Source organism: Moorena sp. SIO1G6, assembly GCF_010672795.1.
GTDB classification, from domain to species: Bacteria; Cyanobacteriota; Cyanobacteriia; order Cyanobacteriales; family Coleofasciculaceae; genus Moorena; species Moorena producens.
The window spans coordinates 17,506-29,846 of the sequence record NZ_JAAHFZ010000034.1 but is presented as its reverse complement, the minus strand read 5'-3'; the positions used below and the strand labels follow the sequence as shown (position 1 = coordinate 29,846).

Below are 12,341 nucleotides of genomic sequence, written 5' to 3'. Positions count from 1 at the left end.
TGATTTGGCTCAAGTAGTTCCTGTAGTTGATGTCGGGTGGGCAGTGCACCAGACAGATAATGAACCTTGCAAAGGGCGTTGGTAGGCACTGCCCACCCGAAGATTAATCTTTAACTGGACTGGGTCGGATCAGTAAAACCAGCAGAGATTTTCAAGCAGCCGTACCAGCACCCCCAGCTTGTTTACTACCGACCGTTGATTAGCTGACCGCTGACCGCTGACCGCTGAATGCTTACCGCCCTAGTCAGGAAAAATTCAACGGTCAAGGGAGAAGGGTGGAGTGCTATTGTCCCTTTTTCCTTTGCCCATTCTGCTTTTACCCGACCTTTAGGTCAGTTGTCTTGCATTCAATTGAGAATTTCCATACAGCATAGTTTCCTACAGCCTATTTTAGGGATTACATCTCTAGAATTCCCGGAAATGCTACTCAGGTAACACTCAGATCACCTCCAGTTAATCACTTGGTTGATCGAATGGTGTTTGAAAAGTCTGTTTACTACTCGGAAGAGCGAAGCATGATTGACCGACTTATAGCAGAAGTCAAAAGTCAGAAGTCATTTGTCAGAAGTCAAACTCTTGCGCTTCTTGATGCAGTCGCTCATGGGGGAAACCCCCAAGACCGTAATGGTGCTTTTTCCGTTGGCGAATTAAATTCGCCACGGGTCGCACCTCTGCATCGCTTACAAAGGGTGTGAGACTTTTGTCATGTCCTAACTGCCCTGGCGACTGCTATATATCAAGTCTGGTTGAATACCCATCAATTTTGGGACCCGGGCGCGGGGCTGACAAGGGTAGGTTTTTTACTTTGGAGATAGGTAATAGGGAATGGGTAATGGGGAATGGGGAATGGGGAATGGGTAATGGGTAATGGGTAATGGGGAATGGGGAATGGGGAATGGGGAATGGCTAATCGGAACCCACCCCTAACCCCGACCAGGAGGGGAAGAGCGGGAGATGGGTCGGTAATCGGTGGAAATTCTGGGAGATTTTCCGACATATTTTCCGAAATTTATTCCCAATGCCAGTACGTACTCGCCCTGCTAGGTAAAAAACCTACCCAAGTGAGGGAGGGTGGGGAGGGTGGGAAGTCTCGGGAGATGGTCAGATGGTCAGATGGTCAGATGGGGGAAATTTTTATTAAGGGTAATTATGCCGACATGATATTATTAGGGTTTTAGCCATTAGGATTTTTCAAAACGGTTTTCTCAAATCAGATTATCAATCATCTCGGGATTATTGATAATGGAGGCCGCTTATTGACATTGATTCAGCAGATTTCCGGTTTTACATACTATCAAAAAACTTTTATCTGTAGTTTGTAATACAAAATAATATGAGGTTACCCTGCAAACTCAATAGGTAAAGATTTATTACGAAAATACTAATTTCTGCGTAAAGTCAAAAGATTATCTTGGGGAATAAATAGGGAGCATCCCACTGCTGTGTGAGCGTGATTATACCGCCCACATATAGCAGAAGTCAGAAGTCAGAAGTCAGAAGTCAGAAGCGGTGCGACCCTGGTGATTTCTAATCACCATCAGAATGCGCACCAAGAGAGTCAAAGTCTTGCGCTTACTTAGGTTTAATACTTTTGTCATGTTCTAACTGCCCTGTCTTGATGCAATAGCGAGTGGGGAGGGGCTGTGTGCGGAACCTGCGTCCGCACCTTGTAAGCCCCGTGGAAACCACGCCAGTTGCTCATGGGGGAGACCCCCAAGACCGCACTGGCTCCCCAAGACCGCGCTGCATCGCTGGCGACTGCTATAAAAAAATATATTTGCCAAAATTTGATGCTAACAATCAAGAGTATTCAAGTTATCTTTCTAAGTGCTTGTAGAATAACATGTTCTCCCGCAATCTCGCCTTGATCATCGGTATCAATAACTACACAAACGGCATTTCTCCCCTGAACACTGCCGTAAACGATGCCAAAAAATTAGTGGAAATTCTCCGCAAAAAGCATGATTACGAAGTCTGGGAATGCCTAGACGAAGTGGCAACTCTGTCTAACTTTAACAAATTTTTAGAAAAAACCTTACCCGAAAAAGTCACTGAAAATGACCGCTTATTATTTTACTTTGCTGGTCATGGAGTCGCTCTCAATGGGGATGATGGTCCGGCTGGTTACTTAATTCCTCAAGATGCTTTACTGGGGGATACTAATAGTTATCTGCCCATGACGAAGTTACACGATGCTTTAAGTCAATTACCCTGTCGTCATTTCTTGGGTATCCTCGACTGCTGTTTTGCTGGTGCTTTTAAATGGTCGAGTACTAGGGATTTATTAACCTCGCCAGAAGTAATTCACCAAGAACGATACGACCGTTTTATTAGTGACCCAGCCTGGCAAATTATTACTTCTTCAGCTTCTGACCAAAAAGCCCTCGATAACTTGAATTTAGATAGCGAACGCAGTCAAGTCGGTAATCATTCCCCTTTTGCTAGTGCATTATTAGAAGCCCTAGAAGGGGCAGCAGATATCTATCCTCCTGCCACGAATGGTAAACCGGCTGGAGATGGGGTAATTACAGCCACAAAATTATATTTATATTTACGGGATCGAGTAGAAATACCCACAGAAAAATACCGTCTACGACAAACCCCTGGTATTTGGTGTTTAAATAAGCACGATAAGGGAGAATATATCTTTCTTTCTCCGGGACATGAACTTAATTTACCACCAGCACCACCATTAGATGAGTCACAAAATCCCTATCGCGGTTTAAACTCCTTTGACGAGAAACACAGTTCACTGTTTTTCGGTAGAACATTACTAGTAGAAAAGTTAGAAGATTTTGTCAAAGCTAATCCCCTGACAGTGGTGTTGGGTGCTTCCGGTTCCGGTAAATCTAGCTTGGTAAAAGCCGGATTAATTCCCAAACTACGGCAAGATAATACTGAGAAATGGTGTATTTTGCCACCCATCCGTCCTGGTGAGACTCCCTTGCCAGCATTAAATAATGTGCTATTTAATGCTAAGTTACCTAATGTTGAGCCACAAAACCCACAGCAGAACCTGGCAATGAGCATTGATGTTTGGGGGAAAAATAACCCCAACTCTAAGTTATTACTGTTTATTGACCAAAGCGAAGAAATTATTACACTCTGTCAAAACTTAGATCAGCGTAAGGAGTTTTTCCAACAGATACTCACAGCCATCAATGGCCATGGGGATAAATTACGGGTAGTATTAACCTTACGGTCTGACTTTGAACCCCAAGTCAGGGATGCTGGCTTAAAGTTTGTCCCCACAGACTATAACGTGGAAAACACTGTGCTTACAAAGCGTTGGCACAGCGGACGATTTATTGTACCGGCGATGACACGAGGGGAACTAAAGGAAGCCATTGAAAAACCGGCTCAAGCACGGGTAATGTATTTTCAACCCCACGAATTAGTAGAAAAATTAATTGATGAAGTGGCGGATATGCCCGGAGCATTACCCCTGCTGTCTTTTGCATTGAGTGAATTATTCCTCAAGTATTTAAGGCGGCAACGGGAGGCACAATACAGGGGTATTACTATTGACCGGGCGTTGACTCAAGCCGATTATCAGGAATTGGGGGGAGTAATGCGATCGCTAACTCAAAGGGCTGATCAAGAATATGAGGCGCTAGTTAATGAAAATCCCGCTTATGACCAAGTAATCCGTCATGTGATGCTGCGGATGGTGGCACTAGGTGGGGGTGAGTTAGCCCGTAGGCGGGTACCTTTATCGGAACTAGAATATCCACCAGCAAAAAATGGTTTAGTTAAGGAAGTAATTGAGCGTTTTAGCACAGCACGGTTATTAGTAGAAGGACAAGATAGTGAGGGTAAGCCCTATGTCGAACCTGCCCATGATGCTTTAGTACGGGGATGGCAAAGATTGCTGGGATGGAAGCAACAGGAGGAGGAAAGCCTACTTCTGCAACGGCGGTTGACGACCGTAGCCCAGGAGTGGAAAAGCCAGCAACAGGCAAAGTTTCTTTGGAATGCTAACCCTCGTCTGGATTTGTTGAAAAAGGTATATTTATCGGATGATAACTGGTTAAACCAGGTAGAAGTTGATTTCGTGCGGCGCAGTGTTAGAAAAAAACGCCGTAACACAATGGTGGGTTGGAGCATCGCTGGCTCAGTTCTTTTGGGGGCAATGATTTTCAGTGCTGCCGTTTGGAACCAATGGAGAAACTCTGAACTTAATTATGCCAATTCTCTCGGTCGCTCTTCTTTGTCCCTGTTTGCTGAACATAAAGAAATGGAGGCTTTCGTGGAGGCGATTAGGGCAGGAAAAATCCTACAAAAACACAAGAAAAGCGACCCACAGGTGATGAGTGCCCTGCAGAAAGTTCTTTATGAAGGCAGCGAACGCAACCACTTGCAGGGGCATGATGACATTGTCTGGAGCGTCAGTTTCAGCCGGGATGGCCAGACCTTGGCTTCTGGCAGTTACAAGACCATCAAACTCTGGAATCTTTTGACAGGCAAGGTAATCCGCACCCTGGAAGGGCATACTGAATTGGTCACGAGCGTCAGTTTCAGCCCGGATGGCCAGACCTTGGCTTCTGGCAGTTATGACAACACGATCAAACTCTGGGATCCTAAGACAGGCAAGGTAATCCGCACCCTGATCGGGCATACTGAAGTTGTCAGGAGCGTCAGTTTCAGCCGGGATGGCCAGACCTTGGCTTCTGGCAGTGATGACAACACGATCAAACTCTGGAATCTAGAGACAGGCAAGACAATCCGCACCCTGATCGGGCATACTGGCCGTGTCAATAGCGTCAGTTTCAGCCGGGATGGCCAGACCTTGGCTTCTGGCAGTACTGACAACACCATCAAACTCTGGGATCCTAAGACAGGCGAGGTAATCCGCACCCTGATCGGGCATACTGGCCGTGTCAATAGCGTCAGTTTCAGCCGGGATGGCCAGACCTTGGCTTCTGAAAGTGATGACCACACCATCAAACTCTGGAATCTAGAGACAGGAGCCGAAATCCACACCCTCCAGGGGCATGATCACTTTTTCAGGAGCGTCAGTTTCAGCCGGGATGGCCAGACCTTGGCTTCTGGCGGTAGTGACCACATCATAAAACTCTGGGATCCTAAGACAGGCGAGGTAATCCGCACCCTGATCGGGCATAATGACGATGTCATGAGCGTCAGTTTCAGCCCCGATGGCCAGACCTTGGCTTCTGGCAGTGATGACCGCACCATCAAACTCTGGAATCTAGAGACGGAAAGGGAAATCCGCACCCTGATCGGGCATGATGACTATGTGTTTAGCGTCAGTTTCAGCCCCGATGGCCAGACCTTGGCTTCTGGCAGTTATGACCGCACCATCAAACTCTGGAATCTAGAGACGGAAAGGGAAATCCGCACCCTCGTGGGGCATGATGACTGGGTCAGGAGCGTCAGTTTCAGCTCCGATGGCCAGACCTTGGCTTCTGGCAGTAGTAACAACACCATTAAACTCTGGAATCTACAGACAGGCAAGGTAATCCGCACCCTCGTGGGGCATACTGACGGTGTCAAGAGCGTCAGTTTCAGCCCCGATGGCCAGACCTTGGCTTCTGGCAGTAGTGACCGCACCATCAAACTCTGGAATCTAGAGACGGAAAGGGAAATCAGCATCCTCCAGGACTATACTTACGGTGTCACGAGCGTCAGTTTCAGCCCCGATGGCCAGACCTTGGCTTCTGGCAATGAGAACAATACCATCAAACTCTGGAATCTTTTGACGGGAAGGGAAATCCTCACCCTCGTGGGGTATGATGACTCGGTCAATAGCGTCAGTTTCAGCCGGGATGGCCAGACCTTGGCTTCTGGCAGTAGTGACAAGACCATCAAACTCTGGAATCTACAGACAGGCAAGGTAATCCGCACCCTCATCGGGCATGATCACATTGTCAATAGTGTCAGTTTCAGCCGGGATGGCCAGACCTTGGCTTCTGGCAGTTATGACCGCACCATCAAACTCTGGGATCTACAGACAGGAACCGAAATCCTCACCCTGATCGGGCATGATGACAATGTCAATAGCGTCAGTTTCAGCCCCGATGGCCAGACCTTGGCTTCTGGCAGTTTTGATCACACTATCAAACTCTGGCATTTAGACTTAAACTTAGACTCTTTAATGGCGAGGAGTTGCGATTGGGTGCGCAATTATTTGCAGAATAATCCTAATGTCAGGGAGAGCGATAGGCACTTGTGCGACAATGTAAAGAAGTAGTTGCAAAAGATAAAAGTTTTTAAGGCCGTAGCAGCTATTGGTCAAGGGACTTGACCAATAGCTGCTACGGGAACGGGACCATTCAAAATTAAAAATTAAGAATTAAAAATTCAAAATCCGTAATTCTTAATTTTTAATTCTTAATTTTTAATTCTTTACCTTGTAATTCCTTAATCAGTAATATTGACCTCAACCCATCCACTTGTGCTGCAGAGCATGATCACCAGCAACTACAAAAACATCAAGGCGGTCAGGTCCCCAAGATGCTGCTGCTAGCCCAGCAATGCTGTAACCACCTAGGTTTTTCCAATTTTTCCAGGCAGAACCATCCCAGGAACGGCAATAGACCTTGCCCATGGATCCAATCACGAAACAATCGAGCTGGTTGACTCCCCTGGAGACAGCAGCTATACCATACTGACAGTAGCCTCCCAGTTTTTCCCATGGACTCCAAATGGAACCATTCCAGGTCTTGTAGTATAGAGCGCGATCGCGACCAATGGTAAAGATAGCGATATGGTTTGGCCCCCAAGACACTGCTGCGGGTGCAGAAATAGAGTAGCCTCCTAAGTTTTCCCAGCCGCGCCAAGCCGAGCCATCCCACCACTTGTGGTAGACGGCGTGGTCAGTACCAATGACAAAAGTGTCAATGCGGTTAGGTCCCCAGGAAGAAGCCCCTGGAGCATACAGGCAGTAGCCCCCTAGATTTTCCCAACCGCGCCAAGCGTCGCCATCCCACCACTTGCGGTACAGGGAATTATTGCTACCAACTACAAAGGTGTCAATGCGGTTAGCTCCCCAAGAAACTGCTGCGGGTGTAGAAATAATGTAACCCTCTAAGTTTTCCCAGCCGCGCCAAGCCGAGCCATCCCACCACTTGTGATACATAGCGTGGTCAGTACCAATCACAAAGGTGTCAATGCGGTTAGGTCCCCAGGAAGCAGCTGCTGGACTATATAGGCCATAGCCCCCTAAATTTTCCCAGTCACTCCAAGTACCGTCACTGGGGCGAGGTTGGGGGCGAGGGGGGGGAGTTTTGATTTTGTCAAAGGCTACTTTGGGCTGAATAATGCCAGCACCGGAATGCTGATTCCATCCCTGAGAACCAATATTTTTAGCAGTACTCTCCAGGAGTTTCTTAACTTCCTGCTGAGTCAAGCTCGGCTTGGCTTGCTTGAGCAAGGCTACTACTCCAGCAGCAATGGGTGTAGCAGCGGAGGTACCGTTATCACAGGGGAAGTAACCCCGGAAGTGGGTGATGGAACAGAAGTCAGGCTTTTGGGGGGACAAAGCCGCTGGTCCTTGGCCGCTATAGCCGACAAACTGTTCATTCTTGTTAACTGCACCCACTGTCATCACTAGGGGATGACCATTCGCGCCCCAGATACTTTTACCAGGACCGAAATCTGAGGCACAACGACCATCAGGACAGGTTCCACCACAGTTACCAGCGGCAAACAGAACTAGAATCCCTTGATTGATGGCTTCCACAACTTTGCGGGTGAAGGGATGGTTTGGATTTCTGGCATAAGTCTTATCCCACTGTTCCTGGTAAATTCCCCAGCTATTGGTGAGAATGTGGGGTGTGCCGTCAGTTTTATGCTGCTTGATTGCCCAATTGAAGGCAGCCAGGGCATTAGAGATGGCATTCCCTACTAGTGGAAAGTCATAGAGCTTGGCTTCTGGAGCCATACCCAACACATCTGTAGCGCACATATTGCCATGTTCGCCCCAGCTGCGAGCTTGAGTCCCCCATTCCACGCTGCGGTGGTAGCCACCAATGACATGGCGAATTCGCTTGGAGGGTTCTCCGGGACGCACAGGACGACCAGCTGCTGTAATTCCGCCATCAACGACACCAACAACAATACCTTGACCTTTATAACCAGCAGCGTGAATTTTATCAACGCCAAGATATTTGGCTACGTCCGCCATAGTTCCCTTAGCAGCCCCAGGGTTACAGTCACAAGAACCAATCGGACAGCTACCAAACCCTGCCATTGGTTCTACCATCGGATACTCTTGCTGTAGCGTGGTAGTGCTGAAGGGTTCGATCTGGGTGTCTGGCCAGACTTTGATGACATTAGGTTGGGCTTCGAGGGCGGCAATTTGGTTTTGAGCAACTTTGCCCTTGACAACGATCACCTCTTCATCAGAGGCTTGAAGTTGCATGGCCAGTTCCGGTGTCTCAGGATCCATCGATACTGGCTCGTAGTCATAATCGATTTGGAAGCTAGGAACCCTGAAACTTCCTGCCATGTAAAACAAGTTAGCGCCTTGACCCTTAGGTGCTCGCATTTCTACCAGCACGTTCTCCATAGGACTATCTGGAACAGATGAACTCATTGGCACTGCTGTGGGTATATTGCCTTGACTGGATACAGCATTCATGTCAAAGGATGACATCTGGTCATCAGCCATTTCCCCTAAGGACATGCCATTGGTAGTTGCTTCACCATTAGTCATACCTGGAACCATTGGTTCGTGACTTTCTATGTTTTCCATTGTGCTAATTTCTGATGATGTTTGATAATTGGCTCGATAGAGAGGAGTCTGTCTTAGCTTTTGTTTCAGGATCAGGTTGATGTGAGTGTTTCTGAGCAATACAGTCAACTACCCATTGACCCTGAAGAATTCCAGATTTTTTCTCAAAGTTTTTGTAAAGGTGATATACTTCCGTTATAACTCAGCTGCATTACTGCACTAGCTGCTGTGAAGAGCAATGGCTTAGTCGAGACTTTCCCCTTAACTTGCAAAGAAAACGTTAAACATCCCTACTCCCCAACAGAACTGTGTTATCTAATCTTTAGGTCTAGGCTTTCGGATCTGGACTGTTACCTAAGCTGAAGGGGATACAGCTGTGCAATTCGATTCCTATAATATTGATGCCCCGGGGCAACGGCGAGTAGAAGTTGAGGCTGTTGTTGAATACTTGCAGCAACTCCCTCAAGGTCCCTTGTCCGATGGCTAACCAAAGCAGATCGAGTTTGAAACCAGAAGCACCACCTTGGTGGATTGTAGGGTGGGCTAGTTCACTAGTTTGTAGTAGAATATAGGATATAAGGCTGAGGGTTAGTAAACAGCTAGAGAAAATGTCGCAGAGTCTACCAAAAACTCTGATTATTTGTTAGACTTAAATTAGGGTAACACCGACAGGGATTATTATGTAACTTAAATTAAAGCCGAAAACCAAGGGTTTAATAGTTGCGCTGTAATCCCGGTGGAACGAACTTTTTTGACATTTTTATGGCGCTCGCGGGATATTCCGTCACAGAAGCGCGGAGATACCCCCTGGATGCGATGGCATCTTGCATTGGCGGGCAAAAGTCGTTCTTGGTAGACTTTGGTAGCTAAAAAGTATCGGCTACCAAATTTAACTGAAAATAAATTGAAACAGGGGCATTCATTCAAGGTCAAGGAGAAACTAGAAAATAGGGAACTTGGGAACAGAAAGTATTCCCCGTTTACCTTTTCCCGTTCCTGGTTCCCGAGTAAGCATTCAGCCGTCAGCCGTCAGCCGTCAGCCGTCAGCCGTCAGCTAAAGTAACTCAGCATTATTCCAATGCTTACCTGTTGTCTTGATCCCAAGCGCGAGTGGGGGAAACCACGGCAGCGCGGTCATGGGGGGAACCCCCTTTGGCGGCGCTGCCTCCCCAAGACCGTAATGCTGCGTTTGACCCGTAATTAAATTCGCCACGGGTCGCACCTCTGCATCGCTTATTCAAAAGCACCATCTGTAGCACCTCAAGTAGCGTGCGCATTAGCTGATAGCTGATAGCTGATAGCTGATAGCTGATAGCTGAGAGCTGATAGCTGATAGCTGAGAGCTGATAGCTGATAGCTGATAGCTGAGAGCTGATAGCTGATAGCTGATAGCTGATAGCTGAATACTTACGTTCCCGATCACACAAGAGCCTTGCCCTGGATTAACTGGATAGCTGGCTGAGCTATCAGTAGATTTATAGGGGATTCCTTTTGGTTAAACTCATCAACTCATGTCATGCAACAAGAAGCGGCAGCTGCTAAACCAATTCGTTCACTAGAAGATGCTATCGATAAGTGTCAGACCCTGGGTATGCGTCTGAGTCGTCAACGTCGCTTCATCCTAGAACTGTTATGGGAAGCTAAAGACCATCTGTCAGCGCGAGACATTTATGACCGATTGAATCAACAAGGGAAAGATATTGGTCATACTTCTGTTTACCAGAATTTAGATGCCCTATCTAGTCAAGGTATTATTGAATGTATTGAGCGCTCGGATGGACGGTTGTACGGCAATATCAGCGATAATCATAGCCATGTCAATTGCCTGGATACAAACCAGATTCTTGATGTTTATGTAGAACTACCGGAAAACTTGCTCAAGCAAATTGAGGAACAAACTGGTGTAAAGATTACGGAATATCGGATTGATTTTTATGGTTACCGTCAGGACCAATCACCTAACTCCCCTTCGGAGGGGGTAAGCGAGTAGGGAGTAGGGAGTAGGGAGTAGGGAGTAGGGAGTAGGGAGTAGGGAGTAGGGAGTAGGGAGTAGGGGTTGCGAAAATTGACTGTACTTCAGTGAAAAAATGTCATTTGAGTTACCGAAAAAACAGACTTTTTTTTATGGTTTGGCCATAACGCAACTAATCAATCAAAGAATCAATCAAAGTATGACGTTTGAATGGGGCAATTAAAAATTGAAGTAAATCCACAGTTGTTAATAAAAACTAGCCAGATGGTGGAGTATTTTGTTAAGCACTGAGCTACTGACCGACTCATTACGATGGATATTTACCAATCTACCATTCGTCCAATTCTATTTTCTGGGTTGAAGACAGATCCAGAATGGTTACACAATAGAACTCTAGCGCTATTGAGCTGGCTGTCATCGAATCAGGATTCCACTCTAGGTCACTGGCTTCAGGGTCAATTACAGCAAAGGTTTTGCCTAAATGATGCTCGCCTCCAACAAACCCTCTGGGGAGTAAACTTCCCCAACCCTGTCGGTTTAGCAGCAGGGTTTGATAAAGATGGTGTGGCTGCTGGAATTTGGGGAAGCTTAGGGTTTGGCTTTGCTGAACTCGGTACTGTAACCTTTCATGGTCAATCGGGAAATCCTCGTCCTCGTCTATTTCGCTTGATAGAGGACAAAGCTGCTCTGAATCGGATGGGATTTAATAATCTCGGAGCTACAGCAATGGCTGCTCGATTAGAACAGTTGAAGGTTAACAGGTTAAAGGTTGCAGGTTTAGAAAAGAACCTACCGGAAGAGAAAGCCAAGGGCGAACAACCTACCAGAAGGGAAAACCGGATCCAAGCTTCAGGTTTAACTATTCCAATTGGCATTAATCTAGGTAAATCTAAAGTAACACCCCTAGCAGAGGCAGCAGATGACTATCGGTCGAGTTTTGGCCTGTTGAGGGAATTGGGGGATTACTTTGTGGTGAATGTGAGTTCACCGAATACACCAGGATTGCGATCGCTTCAGGATGCCAGTCAACTTAGTCTGATCTTAGATGCTCTGCAACAGCAAAACGTTTCCCAAAAGCCGATTCTGGTCAAGATTGCCCCGGATTTAGAGTGGAATGCGATCGCAGATCTTCTTGAACTTGCCCAAACCTATGGGTTAGCTGGGATTATTGCTACTAACACTACCATCCGTCGGGATCTGCTCAAAACACAACGGATTGCGGCAACGGGCAAACCGGTAACGGAAGAAGCTGGGGGGATTAGTGGAGCTCCTTTGCGTCAACGTTCTACAGACGTAATTCGATTTATCTGGCAGGAAACTCAAGGAACTTTACCGATTATAGGGGTTGGAGGGATTTTTACGGCGGAGGATGCTTGGGAGAAGATTACTGCAGGTGCTAGTCTAATTCAGGTGTACACGGGTTGGATTTATAACGGTCCATGGATGGTAAGGCAGATTCTGCAAGGGCTGTTGCAGAAGTTGGAGGAAAGAGGCATGAGTTCAATTTCTGAGGCAGTGGGTTCTGGGTCTGGTTGAAGGTTGAAGGTTGAAGGTTGAAGGTTGAAGGTTGTTTGGTTGAACGCGATCGCGTGGCCTTTTGGCCAAGGTTGTCTGTCAGAATGCAGAATTTAGAATGCAGAATTTAGAAGGCCGAATTTAGAATTCTACATTCTT

The 12,341-nt window shown here is 46.9% G+C and carries 9 protein-coding genes; 7 read left to right on the top strand and 2 right to left on the bottom strand.

Going from position 1 to position 12,341, the window contains the following annotated elements; translation table 11 throughout:
• Window positions 1–228: 228 nt before the first annotated feature.
• The 4 genes from F6K63_RS25285 (at window position 229) to F6K63_RS25270 (ending at window position 6,211) form a co-directional block, all read left to right on the top strand.
• Window positions 229–435, top strand: a complete 207-nt coding sequence (locus F6K63_RS25285) for a hypothetical protein (protein ID WP_008179178.1) — start codon at window positions 229–231, stop codon at window positions 433–435.
• Between the two features lie 467 nt (window positions 436–902).
• Entirely contained in the window at window positions 903–1,178 is a 276-nt protein-coding gene (locus F6K63_RS25280) for a hypothetical protein (protein ID WP_154659663.1), read from the top strand.
• 500 nt (window positions 1,179–1,678) lie between these two features.
• The gene (locus F6K63_RS25275) at window positions 1,679–1,837 is read left to right on the top strand and encodes a hypothetical protein (protein ID WP_161603124.1); all 159 of its coding nucleotides are present in this window, start codon (window positions 1,679–1,681) and stop codon (window positions 1,835–1,837) included.
• A 6-nt stretch (window positions 1,838–1,843) separates the two neighbouring features.
• Entirely contained in the window at window positions 1,844–6,211 is a 4,368-nt protein-coding gene (locus F6K63_RS25270; RefSeq protein WP_287313425.1) for an nSTAND1 domain-containing NTPase, read from the top strand.
• Window positions 6,212–6,400: 189 nt separating this feature from the next.
• Here the strand turns inward: F6K63_RS25270 and F6K63_RS25265 are convergent, their stop codons facing one another.
• Window positions 6,401–8,815 (bottom strand): DUF8189 domain-containing protein, encoded by a 2,415-nt coding sequence (locus tag F6K63_RS25265; protein ID WP_287313424.1) that lies wholly within the window; start codon window positions 8,813–8,815, stop codon window positions 6,401–6,403.
• 784 nt (window positions 8,816–9,599) lie between these two features.
• On the opposite strand from F6K63_RS25265, the gene F6K63_RS25260 reads away from it, so the two are divergent.
• Window positions 9,600–9,758, top strand: coding sequence for a hypothetical protein (locus tag F6K63_RS25260; RefSeq protein WP_287313423.1), 159 nt, complete (start codon window positions 9,600–9,602; stop codon window positions 9,756–9,758).
• Here F6K63_RS25260 and F6K63_RS25255 read toward each other — a convergent pair.
• Window positions 9,750–9,908 (bottom strand): hypothetical protein, encoded by a 159-nt coding sequence (locus tag F6K63_RS25255; RefSeq protein ID WP_287313422.1) that lies wholly within the window; start codon window positions 9,906–9,908, stop codon window positions 9,750–9,752. The genes F6K63_RS25260 and F6K63_RS25255 overlap by 9 nt on opposite strands.
• Window positions 9,909–10,211: 303 nt before the next feature.
• Between F6K63_RS25255 and F6K63_RS25250 the strand changes: the two genes are divergently transcribed.
• Both F6K63_RS25250 and F6K63_RS25245 read left to right on the top strand, forming a co-directional pair.
• Window positions 10,212–10,685 carry a Fur family transcriptional regulator gene (locus tag F6K63_RS25250; protein ID WP_008179196.1) on the top strand — a complete coding sequence of 158 codons (474 nt, stop codon included), beginning with the start codon at window positions 10,212–10,214 and terminating at the stop codon, window positions 10,683–10,685.
• A gap of 294 nt (window positions 10,686–10,979) precedes the next feature.
• Window positions 10,980–12,203 (top strand): quinone-dependent dihydroorotate dehydrogenase, encoded by a 1,224-nt coding sequence (locus F6K63_RS25245; protein WP_287313421.1) that lies wholly within the window; start codon window positions 10,980–10,982, stop codon window positions 12,201–12,203.
• The last annotated feature ends 138 nt before the right edge of the window (window positions 12,204–12,341 follow it).

What these genes read in the sequence shown, in the direction of transcription:
- F6K63_RS25285 (WP_008179178.1), top strand. Translation starts at nt 229, where the DNA reads ATGCTTACCGCCCTAGTCAGGAAAAATTCAACGGTCAAGGGAGAAGGG.
- F6K63_RS25245 (WP_287313421.1), top strand. Translation starts at nt 10,980, where the DNA reads ATGGATATTTACCAATCTACCATTCGTCCAATTCTATTTTCTGGGTTG.
- F6K63_RS25250 (WP_008179196.1), top strand. Translation starts at nt 10,212, where the DNA reads ATGCAACAAGAAGCGGCAGCTGCTAAACCAATTCGTTCACTAGAAGAT.
- F6K63_RS25270 (WP_287313425.1), top strand. Translation starts at nt 1,844, where the DNA reads ATGTTCTCCCGCAATCTCGCCTTGATCATCGGTATCAATAACTACACA.
- F6K63_RS25280 (WP_154659663.1), top strand. Translation starts at nt 903, where the DNA reads ATGGCTAATCGGAACCCACCCCTAACCCCGACCAGGAGGGGAAGAGCG.